General features: G+C 64.5%; 13 protein-coding genes. 5 read left to right on the top strand and 8 right to left on the bottom strand.

Annotation, left to right across the window (positions count from 1 at the left end; translation table 11 throughout):
* The first annotated feature begins 347 nt into the window (after positions 1 to 347).
* The gene (locus BUE21_RS05775) at positions 348 to 1,718 is read left to right on the top strand and encodes an NAD(P)-binding domain-containing protein (protein WP_073355659.1); all 1,371 of its coding nucleotides are present in this window, start codon (positions 348 to 350) and stop codon (positions 1,716 to 1,718) included.
* 53 nt (positions 1,719 to 1,771) lie between these two features.
* Here the strand turns inward: BUE21_RS05775 and BUE21_RS05770 are convergent, their stop codons facing one another.
* The 7 genes from BUE21_RS05770 to BUE21_RS05740 form a co-directional block, all read right to left on the bottom strand.
* On the bottom strand, positions 1,772 to 4,915 hold the full coding sequence (locus BUE21_RS05770; RefSeq protein ID WP_073355657.1) for an efflux RND transporter permease subunit: 3,144 nt from the start codon (positions 4,913 to 4,915) through the stop codon (positions 1,772 to 1,774).
* A complete protein-coding gene (locus tag BUE21_RS05765) occupies positions 4,912 to 6,132 on the bottom strand; it encodes an MdtA/MuxA family multidrug efflux RND transporter periplasmic adaptor subunit (protein ID WP_073355655.1) in 1,221 nt (406 codons plus the stop codon). The genes BUE21_RS05770 and BUE21_RS05765 overlap by 4 nt, the downstream gene beginning before the upstream one ends.
* Positions 6,133 to 6,169: 37 nt before the next feature.
* Positions 6,170 to 7,636, bottom strand: a complete 1,467-nt coding sequence (locus BUE21_RS05760; RefSeq protein ID WP_073355653.1) for an efflux transporter outer membrane subunit — start codon at positions 7,634 to 7,636, stop codon at positions 6,170 to 6,172.
* Positions 7,637 to 7,671: 35 nt separating this feature from the next.
* The gene (locus BUE21_RS05755) at positions 7,672 to 10,821 is read right to left on the bottom strand and encodes an efflux RND transporter permease subunit (RefSeq protein WP_073355651.1); all 3,150 of its coding nucleotides are present in this window, start codon (positions 10,819 to 10,821) and stop codon (positions 7,672 to 7,674) included.
* A gap of 186 nt (positions 10,822 to 11,007) precedes the next feature.
* A complete protein-coding gene (gene mmsB / locus BUE21_RS05750) occupies positions 11,008 to 11,898 on the bottom strand; it encodes a 3-hydroxyisobutyrate dehydrogenase (RefSeq protein WP_073355649.1) in 891 nt (296 codons plus the stop codon).
* A gap of 57 nt (positions 11,899 to 11,955) precedes the next feature.
* Positions 11,956 to 13,116 (bottom strand): acyl-CoA dehydrogenase family protein, encoded by a 1,161-nt coding sequence (locus tag BUE21_RS05745; protein WP_073355648.1) that lies wholly within the window; start codon positions 13,114 to 13,116, stop codon positions 11,956 to 11,958.
* A gap of 128 nt (positions 13,117 to 13,244) precedes the next feature.
* The gene (locus tag BUE21_RS05740) at positions 13,245 to 14,765 is read right to left on the bottom strand and encodes a CoA-acylating methylmalonate-semialdehyde dehydrogenase (RefSeq protein ID WP_073355647.1); all 1,521 of its coding nucleotides are present in this window, start codon (positions 14,763 to 14,765) and stop codon (positions 13,245 to 13,247) included.
* Between the two features lie 171 nt (positions 14,766 to 14,936).
* On the opposite strand from BUE21_RS05740, the gene BUE21_RS05735 reads away from it, so the two are divergent.
* Positions 14,937 to 15,860 (top strand): LysR family transcriptional regulator, encoded by a 924-nt coding sequence (locus tag BUE21_RS05735; protein ID WP_073355645.1) that lies wholly within the window; start codon positions 14,937 to 14,939, stop codon positions 15,858 to 15,860.
* Here the strand turns inward: BUE21_RS05735 and gcvH are convergent.
* Entirely contained in the window at positions 15,833 to 16,207 is a 375-nt protein-coding gene (gcvH, locus tag BUE21_RS05730) for a glycine cleavage system protein GcvH (RefSeq protein WP_073355704.1), read from the bottom strand. The genes BUE21_RS05735 and gcvH overlap by 28 nt on opposite strands.
* A 440-nt stretch (positions 16,208 to 16,647) precedes the next feature.
* Here gcvH and BUE21_RS05725 point away from each other — a divergent pair, with 440 nt between their 5' ends.
* Genes BUE21_RS05725 through BUE21_RS05715 form a run of 3 tightly spaced genes read left to right on the top strand, consistent with a single transcriptional unit; the run spans position 16,648 to position 18,997 of the window.
* Complete coding sequence (locus tag BUE21_RS05725; protein WP_234971060.1) at positions 16,648 to 17,142, top strand: MerR family transcriptional regulator; 495 nt, start codon at positions 16,648 to 16,650, stop codon at positions 17,140 to 17,142.
* Complete coding sequence (locus tag BUE21_RS05720) at positions 17,135 to 17,959, top strand: ABC transporter permease (RefSeq protein ID WP_084522925.1); 825 nt, start codon at positions 17,135 to 17,137, stop codon at positions 17,957 to 17,959. The genes BUE21_RS05725 and BUE21_RS05720 overlap by 8 nt, the downstream gene beginning before the upstream one ends.
* A gap of 18 nt (positions 17,960 to 17,977) precedes the next feature.
* On the top strand, positions 17,978 to 18,997 hold the full coding sequence (locus BUE21_RS05715) for an MlaD family protein (protein WP_073355639.1): 1,020 nt from the start codon (positions 17,978 to 17,980) through the stop codon (positions 18,995 to 18,997).
* Positions 18,998 to 19,001: the final 4 nt, after the last annotated feature.

The following is a 19,001-nucleotide window of genomic DNA, read 5'->3' as shown; positions in this document are numbered from 1 at the left end:
GCAAAAATCCCTATAATCGTGCAACTTTCGGTTTACGCATTCAAAACGCAAAAACCCCCATTCATGGAAAGGAGCCTCTATCGCATGCCCGTACCAAGTCCCCGTTTTCACAGTCCCGTTTCTCTTTCATTCTCCCTCTTTGCGGGCGTGGCATTGCATGCCACACGTCCTGCCTCTCTCGGCCGCCTGATCCACCGGGTCAGCAATCTCTGGGTGGCTGCTGCACGCTACCGGCACGTGCCTCCCTCGCTCTCCTGACATTCCCAAACCCCCCGTCTTGCATCCCATGCCCTCACGGCAGCAGGGATCGCTTGCTCACGTTTGCTGAATTTCAACAGGAGAGTTTCATGTCCCAAAAAATCCGTATTGCCATCATTGGAGCCGGCCCCAGTGGGCTGGCGCAGCTTCGCGCCTTTGCGGCCATTCGTTCGTCCATTCCCCCGGAATCATTTCCCGAAATCGTCTGTTTTGAAAAACAGTCCGATTGGGGTGGCATGTGGAATTACACATGGCGCACTGGCGTGGATGAAAATGGTGAGCCGGTGCATGGCAGCATGTACCGTTATCTCTGGTCGAATGGCCCCAAGGAATGCCTGGAGTTTGCCGATTACACGTTTGACGAGCATTTTGGCCGCCCCATTTCATCGTATCCGCCCCGGGAAGTGCTGTTCGACTATATCGAGGGGCGCGTCAGGAAGGCGCGGGTGCGCGATGCCATTCGCTTCGATACCGCTGTCAAATCCGTCACGTTCAATCAGCAGACCCAGCGGTTTGCCGTCATGGTCAATGATTATCTGAACGAACGCTGCTACAGCGAGCATTTCGATTTTGTCGTGGTGGCCTCTGGCCATTTCTCCACGCCGAATGCCCCCGAGTTTCCGGGTTTCGAGACTTTTCCGGGGCGCATCCTGCACGCGCACGATTTCCGTGATGCCTCGGAATTCAAGGGCAAGAATGTGCTGCTGGTCGGCTCCAGTTATTCTGCCGAAGACATTGGCTCACAGTGCTACAAGTACGGGGCCAAGTCCATCACGACCAGTTACCGCACCCGCCCGATGGGCTACCAGTGGCCCAGGGGCTGGCAGGAAAAACCCCTGCTGGAGTCGGTGCAGGGGCATACGGCATTCTTTGCCGATGGCAGCCGCTCCCAGGTCGATGCGATCATCCTGTGCACCGGCTACAAGCACCACTTCCCGTTCCTCGACGACAGCCTGCGCCTGCGCACCGACAACCGGCTGTGGCCGCTGGGCCTGTACGAGGGCGTGGTGTTCACCTCCAATCCGCGCCTGATGTACCTGGGCATGCAGGACCTCTGGTACAGCTTCAACATGTTCGATGCCCAGGCATGGTACGCACGGGATGTGATGCTGGGCAGAATCAAGCTGCCCGAGCGCGCCGTCATGAAGCAGGAAAATGCCGCATGGCGCGAGAAAGAGCTGGAAATCGGCAACGATGCCCAGGCTTTCACCTTCCAGGGCGACTACATCCGGCGGCTGATTGCCAGGACCGACTACCCCGATCTGGACACCGATGCCATCAACCGGATTTTCCTGCAATGGAAAAAGGACAAGAAGGCCGACATCATGAACTACCGTGACCGCGTCTATCCATCGGTGCTGAGCGGAACCATGGCCGTGCCACACCACACACCGTGGATGGAGGCACTGGACGACTCGCTCCAGGCGTACCTGGAGCCTTCCACGCTGAATCCGCGCTGAGGGGTTGAGGCGCAGCAGTCGGTTCGCCCACGCGCCTCGATGCGTGGGCAGGTTCACCCCGCCGCCGCAGTGTGTCTGCCACGCTCTGCCAGCCGGTCGAAATAGAGGTACACCACGGGTGTGGTGAACAGCGTGAGCAACTGGCTCATGATGAGGCCGCCGACCATGACGATGCCCAGTGGCTGGCGCAGTTCTGCCCCGGAGCCGGTGGCCAGCATCAGCGGGATGGCTCCGAACAGGGCGGCCAGGATGGTCATGAGAATGGGGCGAAAGCGCAGCAGCGCGGCGCGGCGGATGGCTGCCACCGGGTCCAGCCCGAGGCGGCGTTGGCCGTCCAGGGCGAAATCGACCATCATGATGCCGTTCTTCTTCACCAGCCCGATCAGCAGCACGATGCCGATGATGGCAATCATGTCCAGCGGCCTGCCGGTGAGCAGCAGGGCCAGCAATGCTCCCACGGTGGCCGAGGGCAGGGTGGAGAGGATGGTGACGGGGTGGATGGCACTTTCGTACAGCATGCCCAGTACCAGGTACATGACGAGCACGGCAGCCAGAATCAGCCACAGGGTATTGGCCAGCGAGGCCTGAAACGCCTGGGTCGCGCCTTGCAGGCGCAGTTCCACGGAAGCGGGCATGGCAATGGCAGCCGGTGCGGCCTGAATGGCGGCGGTGGCCTCGCCCAGCGAGTATCCCGGCGCGAGGTTGAACGACAGCGTGGCGGCCGGGAACTGCCCCAGGTGTTCGATGGCCAGTGGAGCCTGCCGCTGGCTGACGGTGACCAGGGCGGACAGCGGTACGGACGAAGGCCTGCCGTCGCTGCCCAGCGCGGCGGTGACGTGGACGCGCGCGAGCGCGGCCAGGCCGTCGTCGGCGGGCAGGTCGGCTTCCAGCACGACGCGGTACTGGCTGGTGTGGGTGAACAGGGTGCTGATCTGCCGCTGACCGAAGGCGTTTTGCAGCGCGGTGGCAATGTCGCCCGCGTTCACGCCCAGCCGGGCGGCGGCATCGCGGTCGATTTCCAGCCAGGCTTGCAGGCCGCTGTTCTGGAGGTTGCTGGCCACGTCGCGCAGTGCGGGCTGCTGGCGCAGGTGTTCGAGCAGGCGATCGTTCCAGTGTTGCAGTTCGCCGCGTTCCGGGGTGCTGATGGTGAACTGGTACTGGGTGCGGCTGATGCGGTCTTCCAGTCCCAGTTCCTGTACGGGCTGGAACCAGGCGGTCAGGCCTTGCATGCTGGCGGCCTTGTCGCGCAGGCGTTGCTGGGTGGCAGCGGCACTGCTGCTGCGCTGTCCGTGCGGCACCAGATTGACCAGCATGCGCCCGCTGCTGAGTGTGCTGTTGTTGCCGTCCACGCCAATGTACGATGAGATGCTGGCGACATCGGGATCGTCCAGCAGGGCACTGGCGAGTTGCTGCTGGCGTTGCCCCATCGCCTGAAACGAAATGCTTTGCGGGGCTTCGGTGACGACTTGCAGCACCCCGCTGTCCTGCACCGGGAAGAAGCCCTTGGGCACGACCAGGTACAGCAGGGCGGTGGCGACCAGCGTGGCGAGCATGACGCAGAGGGTGGGCACGCGGTGGCGCAGCACCCAGTCGAGGCCACGGGCATAGCGATCCAGCGTGCCGTCGAGCCAGTCGCCCTGCCGGTGGCTGTCGTGCTGGCCTGTGCCGGGGCTGGTCTGGCCATGCTTGAGCATGTAGGTGGCCATCATCGGCGTGAGGGTGAGCGAGACCAGCAGCGAGAGGGTGGTGGCAACAGCCAGCGTGACGGCGAATTCGTGGAACAGCCGACCCACCACGTCGCCCATGAACAGCAGCGGAATCAGCACGGCCACCAGCGAGACGGTGAGCGAGACCAGCGTGAAGCCGATTTCCTGCGCACCCTTGAGGGCGGCTTGCAGCGGTGGCTCGCCCATTTCGCGGTGGCGGGCGATGTTTTCCAGCATGACGATGGCATCGTCCACCACGAAGCCGGTGGCAATCGTCAGGGCCATCAAGCTGAGGTTGTTGAGCGAGTAGCCCAGCCAGGCCATGACGGCAAAGGTGCCCACCAGCGAGAGCGGCACGGCAATGCTGGGGATGATGGTGGCGGGCAGGGTGCGCAGAAACACGAAGGTGACGATGACCACCAGTGCGATGGCGAACAGCATCTCTTTCTGCACGCCCCGGATGGAGGCGCGGATGCTTTCGGTGCGGTCGGTGAGCACCTGCACCTGTACGCTGGCGGGCAGGGTGGCGGCCAGTTCCGGCAGCATGGCATGGACGCGGTCGGCCACTTCGATGACGTTGGCTCCCGGTTGCCGCTGGATGTTCAGCAGGATGGCGGGCTGGGCGGCGCAGGGGCCATCGGAGGTGGCCTGCTGGCAACCCAGTCCGGCCCAGGCGGCGAGAAACAGGTCTTCCGCGCCATCGTCCACGCGGGCCACGTCGCCCAGCCGCAGTGGTGCGCCGTCGCGCCAGGCCACGATGAGGTTGCGGTATTCGGGCAGGTCGCGGATCTGGTCGTTGGCATCCAGCATGGTGGAGCGGGTGGGGCCGTCGAAACTGCCCTTGGGCTGGTTCACGTTGGCGGCGGCAATGGCGGTGCGCAGGTCTTCCAGCGTGAGGCCGTGGGTGGCCAGCGCGCCCATATTGGCCTGCACGCGCACGGCAGGCCGCTGGCCCCCGGCCACGCTGACCATGCCCACGCCCGCAATGCGGGAGATTTTCTGGGCCATGCGCGTTTCCACCATGTCGGCCAGTTGCGGCAGTGGCAGGGATTGGGCACTGATGGCCAGGGTCAGGATGGGGGTGTCGGCCGGATTGACCTTGCGGTAGATGGGCGGGGCGGGCAGGTCATTGGGCAGCAGGCTGGCGGCGGTGTTCATGGCCGCCTGCACTTCCTGTTCGGCCACGCCCATATCGACTTCCAGTGCGAAGCGCAGGGTCAGCACCGAGGCCCCGCCGGAACTGGTGGACGACATTTGTTGCAGGCCCGGAATCTGGCCCAGGTTGCGTTCCAGCGGCGCGGTGACGGTGCGGGCCATGACATCGGGGCTGGCTCCGGGGTAGAAGGTATAGACCTGAATGACCGGGTAATCCACCTGCGGCAGCGCGGAAACCGGCAACTGCCGCCACGACAGCAGCCCGGCAATCAACACTGCCAGCATCAGCAGCGCGGTGGCGACGGGGCGAAGGATGAAAGGGCGCGAGAGGTTCATGGCTGGCGGTTCGCAGCGGTGGGCGCATCGGCCGGGGCCGGGGTGGCATTGCCACCGACGATGGTGACGGCGCGGCCCTCACGCAGGCGGTCGATACCCTCCAGTACCACCTGTTCTCCGGCTCCCAGCCCGTCGATGACCACGGTGCGGCCATTGTTGCTGGGGCCGAGCGTGAGCACGCGCTTGTGCGCCTTGTCGTCGGCGATGGTGTAAACGTAGGTGCCGTCCGAGCCGAACTGCACGGCATCGGCAGGAATGGTCAGGGCATCGCCCAGCGTGTGCAGGGCCAGCCGGGCATTGACGAACTGGTTGGGGAACAGGGTGTCGTCCTGGTTCTCGAAGCGGGCCTTCAGGCGCAGGGTGCCGGTGGCTATGTCGATCTGGTTGTCCAGCGTGTCCAGCCGACCTTCGGCCAGCAACTGGCGGTTGTCGCGGTCCCATACCTGCACCACGGCGGCAGCGTCGGCGGCATGGGCCTGGCGCACGGCGGCCACCTGGGGTTCCGGCGCGGTGAACAGCACCGAGACGGGCTGGGTCTGCACGATGCTGAACAGGCCGTCGGCCTCGTTGGCGGCAATCAGGTTGCCGGCATCCACGCGCCGCAGGCCCACGCGGCCCGCCAGCGGGGCAGTGATGCGGGTGTAGGAGAGTTGCAGCCGGGCGTTGTCCACCTGGGCCTGGTCGGCCTGGATCGTACCTTCGAGCTGCTGCACCTGGGCCTGCTGGCGTTCCAGCTCCAGACGGGCAATGGAATCCTGCTGGAACAGCCGCTGGTAGCGGGCCAGTTCCTTGCGGGCATTGGCGAGCTGGGCGCGGTTCTGCTGCTGCTGGCCCTGGGCCTGCGCCAGCGCGACGCGGTAAGGTTCGGGGTCGATCTCGGCCAGCAACTGGCCCTGCTGTACGGTTTGCCCTTCGCGCACATGCACTTTCAGCAGGGTTCCGGCCACCCGGCTGCGCACGGTGACGGCATTGAAGGGGGTGACCGTGCCGATGGACTGAAGCTGCACGGTGAAGGCTCCCTGTTCCACCGGCGCGACCCGCACCGCCACCGGCAGCGACCAGGGGTTGGGGCCTGCCGGAGTGGGCGGCTTGGTGTTGCGCAGCAGAAAGAACCACAGCAGGGCCAGCGAGAGCAGCACGATGAGCAGCCAGGTCCACAACCGTCTGGACGTGCCGCGAGGGGAGGAAGAAGAGGGGCGGGGGTCGGCGTTCTGCATGGTATCGGGTAGGAGCGGAAAAAAGCGGGGGAGGGAATCAGGAGCCTGGGGTGAGGGCCACGGTGCTGGTGGCGGCACGGCCCTGCCAGCCGCCACCCAGTGCCGCCACCAACTGCATGCTGGCTTGCAGACGCTGGGCTTGCAATTCCAGCGCGCTGCGCTGGCTGGTCAGTGCGAGGTTCTGGGCCGTCACCACATCCAGGTAGCTCACCATGCCAGCCTCGTACTGGTTCTGCACCACGCGCAGGTTGTCGCGCGAGAGTTGCAGCAACTGCTGCTGGTGGGCCTGCCGGGTGTGCAGCCACTGGGCGGAGGCCAGTGCGTCTTCCACTTCCTGCACGGCTTGCAGCACGGCGGCGCGCCACGCGGCGGCCTGGGCATCGTAGTCGGCCTGGGCCTGGGCGGTGGCGGCGCGGCGACTGCCACCGTCGAACAGGCTGGCTGCCAGTGTCGGCCCCAGCGACCAGACGCGCAGTGGCGATTCGATGAACTGGCTCCAGCCACTGCCTTGCAGGCCCGCGCTGGCGTTGAGGCGAATATCGGGCAGCCAGGCGGTTTGCGCCACGCCCAGCCGTGCATTGGCAGCGGCCACGCTCTGGCTGGCGGCGGCAATGTCCGGGCGTTGCAGCAGCAGGCTGGCCACCAGTTGCCGGGGGATGGCGGGCGGTTCGGGCAGCGGTGCATCGTCGGGCAGCTTCCAGCCCCATTGCGCTGCAGTTGTGCCTGCCAGCAGGGCCAGTGCGTTGCGTGCCAGGGCCTGTTGCTGCTGGTTGGTGGCCATCTGGTTGCGGACCGATTCGTGCTGGATTTGCGCCTGAATCACATCGGCACGGGCCACCAGACCGGCATCGTACTGGTTCTGCGTCAGGCTCAGAGAGCGGGCGTAGGCGGCCAGTGTCTGCTCCAGCAACCGTGCATCGAGGGCCAGACGGCGCAGGCTGGTGTACTGCTCGGCAGCCGTGAGTTGCAGGGCCAGTTGGGTGGCAGCCAGATTGGCGGCGGCGGCTTGCGCCTGTGCCGCGCTGGCCTGGGTTTGCAGCGCGGTGCGGCCCCAGAGGTCGGGCAGCCAGCCAATCGACAGGGTGCTGGCCAGGCGGCTTTGCGCGCGGCTGTCGGAATCACCGGAGCGGCTGGCCGACGCATCGCCATCCAGTTGCGGGTAACGGCTGGCACGGGCAGCGGCCACGGCGGCTTCGGCCTGTCGCCATTGGGCACTGGCCTGCTCCAGCGTGGCATTGTCTTGCGTCACCTGTTGCAGCAATGCGTCCAGCGCGGGGTCGGCATAGACCTGCCACCAGTGTGCATGTAGTGTGTCGGGCGGGGCCTGCTCCAGCGCGCTGGTGGCCAGCCAGCCCTGCTCGTGCGCGAAGGCCGTGGGCAAATCCAGCCGGGGTGCAGGATGCGGGGCGGTGGCGGCGCAGCCTGCCAGCAGGGCAGCGAGTGACACCAGACACAGGCTGGCAGGAAGACGCAGGGGCCAATGGGGGCGAAGCAAAACGGGCATGGCAGGGTGGGCGGTGTCAGTCGATGGGGCTTGGCTCAACGGGCAGCGGGTGCGGCGGCAGGGGCGGGGTGTGGGTGGCGATGCCAGCGCAGCCGCAGGCGTTCCAGATAGAGGTACACGACCGGCGTGGTGTAGAGCGTGAGCAACTGGCTGATGGCCAGCCCGCCGATGATGGCAATGCCCAGCGGGCGGCGCATTTCGGAGCCTTCGCCAAAGCCCAGCACCAGTGGCACCGCGCCCAGCAGGGCGGCCAGATTGGTCATCAGAATCGGGCGCAGCCGCTTGCTGGCGGCTTCGGCAATGGCGGCCTCGGGCGAGAGCTTGCGTTTGCGCTGAGCATCCAGTGCGAAGTCGATCAGCAGGATGGCGTTCTTCATGACAATGCCGATCAGCAGGAACAGGGCCAGCAGTGCGATCAGGCTGAATTCGGTCTGCGACAGCGACAGGGCCAGCAGGGCACCGACGCTGGCAGCGGGCAGGGTGGAGAGAATCGTCAGCGGATGCAGCAGGTTTTCGTACAACATGCCCAGCACCAGATACACCGCCACCAGCACGCCCAGCACCAGCCAGGGCTGGCGTTGCAGCGTGGCCTCGATGCTGTTCGGGTCGTTCTGCCGCGCACCGGTGAAGATGGTCGGGGGCAGGTGAATGTCCGCCAGCTTCTGCGCAATCGCCGCCTGTGCCTGCGGCAGGGTGATGCCCGGAGCCAGTCCGTAGTCGATGCCGATGGAGGCGAACTGGTCGTCGTGCTGTACGCGGTCCTGCGCCAGACCATAGCCCCAGTGCGCCAGCGATGACAGCGGCACGGGCTGGCCGTCCTGGTTGATGATGTTCGTCTGCGCCAGTGCGGTCGGGTCGTTGCCGAAGACGGGCGAGAGTTCCATCACCACGCGGTACTGGTTCAGGTCGTCGTACAGCGTGGCGACTTGCCGTTGCGAGAACGAGTTGTTCAGCACCGATGCCACACTGCTCATGGTCACGCCCAGCCGCTGGGCGGCTTCGCGGTCGATGGTCAGCTCCACCTGCTGGGCATCCTCGCTGTTGGGCACGCGCACATCCACGAGTTCCGGCAGTTGCTCGATGGCCTCACCCACGGGCCGCGCCCATTGCTTGAGCAGCGCGGTGGAGTCGGAGCGCAACACCAGTTGCTGCTCACCCTGTCCAAAGGCTCCCGGCCCGCCATCAAGGCGGATGTCCTGCTCCACGTTCATGTTCAGCACGCCACCGGGCTGGGGTGGCGCGTTGCTGCGCAGACGGGCGGCGATTTCGGCGGCCGATGCACCGCGCTCTTCCAGCGGCTTGAGGCGAATCTGGAGCCGCGCATTGCTGATGCCGCCGGAGCCGCCGCTGGTGCCGGTGACATCCGCCACCGCCGGGTCTTGCAGCACATACTGGCGATAGGTTTCGATCTTCGGCTGCATCACCTGGAAGGAGAAGCCGTCGTCCCCGCGCACGAAGCCGCTGAGCTGGCCGGTGTCCTGCGTGGGCAGCATGCCCTTGGGAATGCTGGTGTAGAGCCATGCCGTCAGCCCTACCACGCCAGCGAGCAGCAGCAACATGAACACACCGTGGCGCAGTGCCCAGCCCAGGCTCTGGGCATAGGCCAGTTGCAGATCGGCCAGCACTGCCTGCCCCAGCCGACCGGCCAGCCCGTCGCGCTGCGGTGTGGATTGCAGCGCGTGGGCGCACAGGGCCGGGGTGAGCGATACGGACACCAGCAACGAGATGACGATGGCCGCCACCAGCGTGACGGAAAACTCGCTGAACAGTTTCTCGATCACCCCGCCCATGAACAGAATCGACAGGAACACCACCACCAGCGAGACATTCATCGCCAGCAGCGTGAAGCCCACCTCGCCCGCACCGCGCAGTGCCGCCCGCCAGATGCCCAAGCGGGTGCGCGCGGCACTGCCTGCCACCGCCATCTGCCGGTAGTGTTCGATGTGGCGTTGAATGTTCTCCAGCACCACGATGGCATCGTCCACCACCAGCCCGGCGGCCACGATCAGGGCCATCAGGCTGAGGTTGTTGAGCGAAAAGCCCTGCCACCACATGACGGTGAACGCCCCGATCAGCGACACCGGCAGGGCCAGCGCAGGAATCAGCGCGGTGCGCACACTGCCCAGGAACGCCCACACCACCAGCACCACCAGCAGGCAGGCCAGCACCAGCGTCCATTGCGCTTCGGCCAGCGTGGCGCGAATGCCGGGGGATCGATCCATCACCACCGTCAGTTGGGTGTCGGCGGGCAGCAGGGCGCGCAGTTGCGGCATCTGCGCGTGAATGGCATCGATGGTCTGCACCATGTTGGCCCCCGGCCTGCGGCTGATGGACAGCACCACCGCCGTGCGCTCGTTGTGGAAGCTGCTGGCGTAGCGGTTTTCCACCGAATCCTCTACCTGCGCGACATCGCCCAGCCGCACCATCGTGCCGCCTTCGTGGCGGATGACCAGGTGGCGGAATTCCTCGGCACTGCGCATGGCTGCCGACAGGCCGATCTGCCAGCGCAACTCTGCCTGCTCCAGCACCCCCAGCGGCCGCCAGGCATTGGCGTTGCCGATGGCGCGGCGCACGTCTTCCATCGACAGCCCCCGGTGCGTCAGGGCCGCGCCATCGAGCTGCACCCGCACGGCAGGCAGGGATGCGCCATCGATGGCCACCTCACCCACGCCAATCACCTGGGCGATCTTCTGGGCCAGTACCGTGGAAGCGTTGTCGTACAGCACCGAAGGCGGCAGGCTGGGCGAACTCAACGCCAGTGCCATGATGGGAGCCTGCGAGGGATTGACCTTGCGGTAGCTTGGGTTGCCCGTCATGCCCGAAGGCAACTGGCCGCGTGCAGCATGGATGGCCGCCTGCACCTCGCGGGCGGCATCGTCGAGATTGCGGTCGAGTTCAAAATCCAGCGAAATCCGCGTGGAACCCTGGTTGCTGCTGGAGCGGATGCGCGTGACCCCGGCAATGCTGCCCAGCGCGCGCTCCAGCGGCGCGGCCACCGTGCTGGCCATGCTCTCCGGGCTGGCCCCCGGCAGGCTGGCCGAGACCTCGATGGATGGAAAATCCACCTGTGGCAGAGGCGCGACCGGCAACATGCGCCATGCCAGCAGGCCCGCCAGAATCACGGCAATCGCCAGCATCATGCTGGCGACCGGGCGGCGAATGAAGAAACGGGCGAGCGAATTCACGGGTTTTGAACGGCAGACAATGGTAGCAACCCTGCATTAGATGGTAATTCTTATTATTCAACTGCATTTCATGGCAAAAACCTTGAATCCTGTCTGCCATTTGGAGTCTGAATGCGGGTGATTCCAGATACAAAAAAAGGGAGTGTCGCCACACTCCCTGAAGAGAATCTGAAGAAACGCCCTGGCTTATTTCTGCAACAGCTCGATGATGCTGGAAAAATCCTGCCCACCATGTCCCCCCAGGCTGTGGGCCGCGTACAGGCTGCGGGCCAGCGCGCCCAGTGGGGTGGCGGCCTTGGCGGTGATGGCGTTTTCCAGGGCCAGCCCCAGGTCCTTGAGCATCAGGTCGGTGCCAAAACCGCCGGTGTAGCCGCGTGTGGCGGCAGAGGCCTCCTGCACGCCGGGCACGGGGTTGTAGACCTCCAGTGCCCAGTTGCCGCCGGAGCTGCGGCGCATGATCTCGGAGAGCACCTTGGCATCCAGCCCGTTGGCCATGCCCAGCGACAGGGCTTCGGAGGTGCCGATCATCAGGATGCCCAGCAGCATGTTGTTGCAGATTTTGGCGGTCTGGCCTGCGCCGCTGGCACCGGCATGGAACAGGTTCTTGCCCATGGTCTCCAGCAGCGGGCGGGCACGCTCCAGTGCCTCTGCCGTGCCGCCGATCATGAAGGTCAGCGTTCCGGCGGCGGCGCCCGCCGTGCCGCCGGAGACCGGCGCATCCAGAAAATCAATGCCCCGTGCCGCCGCCGCCTTGCCCACCGTGCGGGCGGTGTCGGCGGCAATGGTGCTGCTGTCGATGACCAGCGTGCCCGTCGGCAGACGCTCCAGCAGGCCGGGGTGCTCTGCCGTGCCCAGCAGCAATGCCTGTACATGCGTGCTGGCAGGCAGCATGGTGACGACCACCTGCGCGCCATCGGCGGCTTCGGCGGCACTGGTGGCAATGTGAATGCCCTGATCGGCGTGGAATTTCTGAGCGGCTTCCGAGAGATCGAACCCCCGGACTTCGTGCCCTGCCCGCAGCAGGTTCAAGGCCATGCCGCTGCCCATGTTGCCCAGGCCGATGAATGCGATTTTCATGTGGATGTCTCCTTGTGTGGTGTGGGTGATTGCTGTGGTGGTGCGTGCGATGCCGTTTCAGCGGATGGCATCGGGGGCATCGTCCTGCAACATGCGACGGGCAATGATGACGCGCATGATCTCGTTCGTGCCTTCCAGAATCTGGTGTACGCGCGCATCGCGCAGCAGCCGCTCGAGCGGGTAGTCGCGGATGTAGCCATAGCCGCCATGCAGTTGCAGGGCTTCGTTGCACACGGCAAAGCCCGCATCGGTGGCAAACCGCTTGGCCATGGCGCAATAGGTGGTGGCCGTGGGGTCCTGCCGGTCCAGCTTGCTGGCGGCCAGACGCACCATCTGCCGTGCCGCCACCAGTTCGGTGGCCATGTCGGCCAGCTTGAACTGCAACGCCTGAAAACCGGCAATGGGCCTGCCGAATTGCTCGCGTTCCTGCATATGGCGTTGCGCCTGTGCCAGCGCGCCCTGTGCCGCGCCCACGGAGCAGGTGGCAATGTTGATGCGTCCGCCATCCAGCCCCTTCATGGCGATCCTGAATCCTTCGCCCTCGCTGCCCAGCAGGTTGTGGGCGGGAATGCGCACCTGATCGAAGTTGATGGTGCGGGTGGGCTGGCTGTTCCAGCCCATTTTCTGTTCTTTCTTGCCATAGCTGATGCCCTGGGCATGGGCCGGGACGACGAAGGCAGAAATTCCGTCTGCCCCGGCGGCACCGGTGCGGGCCATCAGCACCAGCACATCGGTGCTTCCCGCACCGGAGATGAAAGCCTTGTTGCCGTGGATGATGTACTCGTCGCCCACGCGCTCGGCGCGGGTCTTGAGCGAGGCGGCATCGGAGCCTGCACCCGGCTCGGTCAGGCAGTAGGAGGCCAGCTTCTGGCCGCTGCTCAGGGCCTGGCCCCATTCGGCCCGCACAGCGTCTGTGCCCCAGGTGCCCAGCATCCAGGTGGCCATGTTGTGAATGGTCAGGAATGCGGTGGTCGAGGGGTCGATGGCGGCCAGCTCCTCGAATACGAAGGTGGCATCCAGGCGGGGCAGGGCCAGCCCGCCGATGCGTTCGGGAGCGTACAGGCCGCAAAAACCCAACTCCCCGGCCTTGGCAAGGGTCTCTCGCGGGAAATGGGCCTCTGCATCCCACTGCGCGGCAAAGGGAGCGAATTCCTCGCGTGCGAATGCGCGGGCCGTGTCTGCAAAGGCAAGCTGTTCTTCGCTTGGCTCGAAGTGCATGGTGTGTGTCTCCTGTTTTTGTGGCAGCTGTCTCTTGGCGTGGACAGTGGTGCGCCGATGGCAACAGAAGCAGGCAGGCGCGGTGTGGTTGGCCTGCCCGCGTTCTGGCGGCAGTGGCTGGTTGCCGCTTATTTCAGGCTGATCGTGGTATTCAGCCCGGTGGCGGCGGTCTGGTCGTCGAACCAGCGCGCTGTCACGGTCTTGGTCTGTGTATAGAACAGGATGACTTGCTTGCCATAGGGGCCGAGATCGCCCAGCTTGGAGGCGCGCGAACCACTGAACGAGAACAGCGGCACCGGCACGGGAATCGGTACGTTGATGCCGACCTGACCGATGTCGATGTCTTCCTGGAAGCGGTGTGCCGCCGCACCCGACTGCGTGAAGATGGCCGTGCCGTTGCCGTTGGGGTTGGCGTTGATGAATTCGATGGCCTCGTCCAGGGAGTCGGCATTCACCAGGCTGAGCACTGGCCCGAAAATCTCGATGTCGTAGATCGACATGCCCGGCTTCACGTTGGAGAAGATGGTGGGGCCGACGAAGTTGCCGCTCTCGTAACCTGGCACGGTGGGCTGGCGGCCATCAAGTTCCAGTGTCGCGCCATCGGCAATGCCGCGTTCGATCAGGCTTTCCACCCGCTCGCGGGCGGCACACGAAATCAGCGGCCCCACGTCGGTGCCCGGTTCCGTGCCTGCATTGATTTTCAGGGTCTTGGCTTTTGCCACCAACTCGGGAATCCAGCGTTGCGCCTCACCCACCAGCACCACCACCGGCAGGGCCATGCAGCGTTGGCCTGCCGCGCCGAAGGCTGCCCCGGCAATCGCGTTGAGCGTTTGCTCCTTGTGGGCATCGGGCAGCACGATGGCGTGGTTTTTCGCACCCATCATGCACTGCACGCGCTTGCCCGCCAGCGAGGCGCGGTTATAGACATGTGTGCCCACCTTGGTGGAGCCAACGAAGGAGATGGCCTTGATGTCGGCATGGTCGCAGATGGCGTTCACGGTGGCTTCACCGCCATGCACCACGTTCAGCACGCCGGGGGGGATGCCCGCCTCCAGGGCCAGTTCCACCAGGCGCATCGTCACCAGCGGGTCTTGCTCGGATGGCTTGAGTACGAAGGTGTTGCCGGTGGCAATGGCCATCGGGAACATCCACAGCGGAATCATGGCTGGGAAGTTGAAGGGCGTGATGCCCGCACACACGCCCAGCGGTTGCAGCAGCGTATAGGTATCCACCCCGTTGGCGACGTTGTTGGCCAGCTCGCCCAGTTGCAGGTTGCCGACACTGGCGGCGTGCTCCACGACTTCCAGCCCCCGGAACACATCGCCTTCGGCATCGGGCAGGGTCTTGCCCTGTTCGGCGGTGAGCAGTGCGGCCAGTTCGGCCATGTTTTCGCGGATGAGCTGTTGCAGCTTCAGGAAGATGCGCGCGCGCGTGCCGATGGGCGTTTTCTTCCAGGTCTTGAATGCCGTCTTGGCACTGGCCACGGCGGCATCGATTTCCGCCTGCGTGGCCAATGGCACGCGCGCCAGCACTTGCTGGGTGGCGGGGTTGATGACCTCGCGCCATTCGGTGGTCTGGGATTCGACGAACTCGCCCCCGATCAAGAGCTTGACGGTGGGGATGGCGTTCTGTCCGGTGGTGGCATTCATGATGGGTCTCCTTTTTATGACTTGGGTGTACACAGCAGATATTCGGCGTTCATCGTATCTGTGCAAAATCACCATGACAATAGGTATAGGTGCAGCATAGATGTGCAAAATTGCACAACCTGGCGCGTGCCATACCGCGCAATGCAAGTTGGGCAATCAAAGGAGTGATGAATGGATTGGGATCATCTGCGGTTTTTTCTGGTGCTGGCACGGGCAGGCACGCTCGTCAATGCGGCCCGCCAGCTCCAGGTGGATCACACCACCGTCAGCCGCCGCATTCAGGCTCTGGAAAAGCAGATGGGAGCGGCCTTGTTCAGCCGCGACCGGCATGGCCAGCAACTGACCGAAGCCGGACGGCTGCTGTGGACGCAGGCGCAGGCGATGGAAGTGGCCTTCAGTGCCATCGAGCACCAGTCACTGGCTGGCCACAGCGGCATTGCCGGTCTGGTGCGCGTGGGGGCACCCGAAGGGCTGGGCGTGCATGTGCTGGCGGCCCCGCTGGCACAGCTTGCCCAACAGCATCCGGGCCTGACCGTGGATTTGCTGGCCTTGTCCCGGCTGGTGCATCTGTCGCGCCGCGAGGCGGATATCGTCATCTCGCTGGAACGTCCTTCGCGCGGCAGTGTGGTGGTCACCAAGCTGTGCGACTACGGCTTGCGCCTGTATGGCGCGACCGCGTACCTGTCCCGCCATCCGCCGATTCGGTGCAAGAGCGATCTGGCGCGGCATGGTTTCGTCAGCTATGTGGACGACATGCTGTTCACGCGGCAGTTGCTGTTTCTCGAATCCTTTTATCGGCCCGAACGCTTTGCCTTGCGCAGCACCAGCATCCAGGCCCAGGTGCAGGCGGTACGCGCCGGACATGGGCTGGGCATCCTGCCCGCCTTCCTGGCCGATGGCCTGCCGGAACTGCAAGTGCTATTGCCCGACGAGGCATTTTTCCAGCGTACCTTCTGGATGTCGATTCCTTCGGAAATCCGCCACCTCGACCGCATGAAACTGGTGTGGGATTTTCTGCGCCAGACGGTGCAGGCGCATTGCGCATCCGTGCCCGAACAGGCGAAAGTTCAGGCGTTGGCCGAAAAGTCGCTGTAGGCCTGCGCTTGCAGCAAGCCATCGAGCTGTTCGGGCGCGCTGATGGCAATGCGCACGAACCAGCCCGCTCCCAGCGGATCGGTATTGGCCAGCGAGGGATCGTCGCGCAGGGCTTCGTTCACGGCGACAATTTCACCGGCCACCGGCAGCAGCACATCGGCTGCGGCCTTGACCGATTCCACCACGCCCACCACGTCGCCTTGCTGGAAACGCTGGCCAATCGCTGGCAGATCGACGAACACCACGTCCCCCAGCGTCTCTTGCGCATGGACGGTAATGCCCACCGTGGCCGCCTGCACATTGCTGTCGTCCACCCATGTGTGGTCTTTGGAAAATTTCAGGCCCATGCCCATCCCCTGTGAAAAAGGGAAAAATTCTAGGGCATTTTCCCGGTGCGGGCCTGTTGCCGTATCAGGCTGGTGTGCATGGGCGGCATGTGGCGGTACGCAAGTGAGGGGGCGATTGCGGCAGGCAAAAAAATACCAACCGCTTCAGTTGTCGGCTGGTATGCAATACAAGGGTGGATCAGGGAGCGATGGCTCAACGCTTGCGATCGCGTTCGTCGTCGGGCCAGATGCTCAGAATGGCGGTGTGTGTCATGGAGGATTCACTTTCGTTGGAATGAAACATGCCATCCACAACGTGGTCAGGTGCCTGTGCGTTGACAGGGTAGGGGGTGGATTTACATTTTTTACAATTTGGCTGTGGCATGGTCTTGCATGGGCCTCACCCATGCGGGATTTTGGTACGCTATGGCCCTTCTGCATTTTGGAATGGACGCGGCAAATTGAGCACTTCTGTACGCCCTTCGAGCGTGTCGCCTGATAGCGGCAGGCACTACCGCATTGGCGAGGCGGCACGGCTGTCGGGCGTGTCGGCGGCCAATATCCGCCACTACGAGAGCCAGGGGCTGTTGCAGGCCAGTCTGCGCGCCGACAACCAATATCGTTACTATACGGCACAGGATATTCATACCTTGCGGCTGATTCGCCTTTGCCGCTCACTGGATATGTCGCTGGAGGAGACCGCGCACATCCTGCAACTCGATGAATCCCGCCCGCAGGACTGCGCGCTGGCCATCGATGCGATTGCCGGGCATCTGCACCATGTGCGCGAACGTCTGCTGGAGTTGCAGGGGCTGGAGCACAAGCTCGCGGGGCTGCTGCAAGTGTGCGACGGCCAGGGCACGCACTGCCATCTGATCGAGACCCTGCACCAGCAGGCCGACCAGATGGACACAGCCCACACCGCCGTGCCTTCGGCGCGACCCCGCCATGTCTGAACGCCAGCCAGAGCCGGGCCAGCGGATGGCCGCTGCTGCACCGCCTCCGCAGAAGCTTTGGCAGCACCTGCATGAGTGGTGGCTGCTGTGGTGGAACAATCTGTATGTGGGCTCTGCCGCGCTGCTGCTGATGGCATCACCGGCCAGTTACAGCCTGCGTCTGTGGAATACCGTGGCGCAGCGGGTCTATGTGCGGCTGAAATGGCCGCTGGTGCTGTTTTTGCTGCTGGTGGCTCTGGCCTCGTCGGTGCTCACGCGCATCGTGGCGCAATCGCTGGCCGGTTATGGGCTGGCGGGTTTGACCATGCCGCTGGTGCAGCGTGTGCTGGTGCTGGAACTGTTGCCGCTGGCAGCGGCCCTGGTGGTGGCCATCAAGATGGGCATTCCGATGGGGGCCGAGCTGGCCGGCCTGCGGCGCGCACGGCATTTGCAGCGGGTGCGCCAGGCCGGGGGCGACCCGTTGCGCAGCGAATTATTGCCGCGCCTGCTCATGAGCCTGTACGCCAGCACCATGTTCACTGCCTTTGGCAGCGTGCTGGCGATGGGCACGCTTTATGTGGGCGTGTATGGCTATACGGCAGCCGGGCTGTCGCTGTTCACGCACGAATTCGGGCGCATCATGACCGCGCCTTTCAGCATCATTTATTTCCTGAAGGTGCTTTCCTTTGGTTTTGTGGTGGGGCTGATTCCGCTGACCTCGGGCATTTACAACACCCGCTATGGCCTGCGTTCCGACACCGAGCTGGCCACGCTGGCGCGGATGCTGGCGATCCTGTTGCTGATCGAGGTGTTATGCTTGGCCTTGCACTACTTCTGAAACCCTCTGCCCTCCCGCATGAGCACGCCGCAGTCTCCCCCGCTTTCCCCTGATGCCGACCCAGCCCCGCTGTCGTCGCTGGGCTTGCCGCTGCTCCAGCCCAACCGCCGCCTGCACTGGCAGTCGCTGGTGCTGATGGCACTGACGCTGGTGCTGGCACTGGGGGGGGGGTTCTACCTGCTGTACGCACGCGGGGCATTCGAGGACAAGCAGAGCCTGATCCTCACCGCCGACAATTCCGACGGCATCTCCATTGGCATGGACCTGACGTTTTCCGGCTTCCCGATTGGCTCGGTGCAGCAGATTCAACTGGCCGACGATGGTACGGTGCGCATCCACATTGCCATTCCGGAGAGCAACGCCCACCGGCTGCGCGAATCCAGCCTGTTCACACTGGTGCGCAATATTCTGGGAGCCACCAGCCTGCGTGCCTACACCAGCGACTGGGACGATCCCCCGCTGCCCGACAATGCCGAACGCACGGTGCTCTACGGCGACGCTTCGGCAGAGATTCCCCAGTTGCTGGCATCCACCCGCGTGGTGTTGGACAACCTGGGACAACTGACCTCCGGCCAGTCCGATCTGGCGCAAAGCCTCGCACACCTGAACCAGTTGGGCGCGACACTGGGGCAGACCACTGCCCGCGATGGCCTGTTGCGCACACTGCTGGGCAATGGCGAGGAGGCCGCACAAGTGCGGCAGACCCTGACTGGCATCAACCATTTGGTGGGGCGGCTCAACCGCATGGCAGGCCATGCCGATGAACAGGTGTTCGGAGCCAGCGGGCTGGTGCGCGATGCACAGGCCAGCACCCAGGAACTGCAAGCCCTGCTCAGCGACACGCGCCAGAGCCTGGAGAAAATCAACCGGGTGCTCGACGATGCCAAGACCATCAGTGGCAACCTCAGCGAAACCTCTACCGACCTGAACGCGCTGCGCATGGAAGTGCAGAGCAGCCTGCGCAAGGTCGATGGCCTGCTGGGGCAAATCAACAGCCGCTGGCCGTTTGGCCAGACCCCTGAAATCACCCTGCCTTGAAGGA

The organism is Lampropedia hyalina DSM 16112 (assembly GCF_900129055.1).
Taxonomy (GTDB): Bacteria; Pseudomonadota; Gammaproteobacteria; order Burkholderiales; family Burkholderiaceae_C; genus Lampropedia; species Lampropedia hyalina.
The sequence above is the reverse complement of the archived record's forward strand: the minus strand, read 5'-3'. Positions and strand labels throughout refer to the sequence as shown.

Excerpts from the sequence above, each read along its gene's own strand:
- BUE21_RS05770 (WP_073355657.1), bottom strand. The coding sequence starts at position 4,915 with ATGAACCTCTCGCGCCCTTTCATCCTTCGCCCCGTCGCCACCGCGCTG.
- BUE21_RS05775 (WP_073355659.1), top strand. The coding sequence starts at position 348 with ATGTCCCAAAAAATCCGTATTGCCATCATTGGAGCCGGCCCCAGTGGG.
- mmsB (WP_073355649.1), bottom strand. The coding sequence starts at position 11,898 with ATGAAAATCGCATTCATCGGCCTGGGCAACATGGGCAGCGGCATGGCC.
- BUE21_RS05760 (WP_073355653.1), bottom strand. The coding sequence starts at position 7,636 with ATGCCCGTTTTGCTTCGCCCCCATTGGCCCCTGCGTCTTCCTGCCAGC.
- BUE21_RS05715 (WP_073355639.1), top strand. The coding sequence starts at position 17,978 with ATGAGCACGCCGCAGTCTCCCCCGCTTTCCCCTGATGCCGACCCAGCC.
- BUE21_RS05735 (WP_073355645.1), top strand. The coding sequence starts at position 14,937 with ATGGATTGGGATCATCTGCGGTTTTTTCTGGTGCTGGCACGGGCAGGC.
- BUE21_RS05745 (WP_073355648.1), bottom strand. The coding sequence starts at position 13,116 with ATGCACTTCGAGCCAAGCGAAGAACAGCTTGCCTTTGCAGACACGGCC.
- BUE21_RS05765 (WP_073355655.1), bottom strand. The coding sequence starts at position 6,132 with ATGCAGAACGCCGACCCCCGCCCCTCTTCTTCCTCCCCTCGCGGCACG.
- BUE21_RS05720 (WP_084522925.1), top strand. The coding sequence starts at position 17,135 with ATGTCTGAACGCCAGCCAGAGCCGGGCCAGCGGATGGCCGCTGCTGCA.
- gcvH (WP_073355704.1), bottom strand. The coding sequence starts at position 16,207 with ATGGGCCTGAAATTTTCCAAAGACCACACATGGGTGGACGACAGCAAT.
- BUE21_RS05740 (WP_073355647.1), bottom strand. The coding sequence starts at position 14,765 with ATGAATGCCACCACCGGACAGAACGCCATCCCCACCGTCAAGCTCTTG.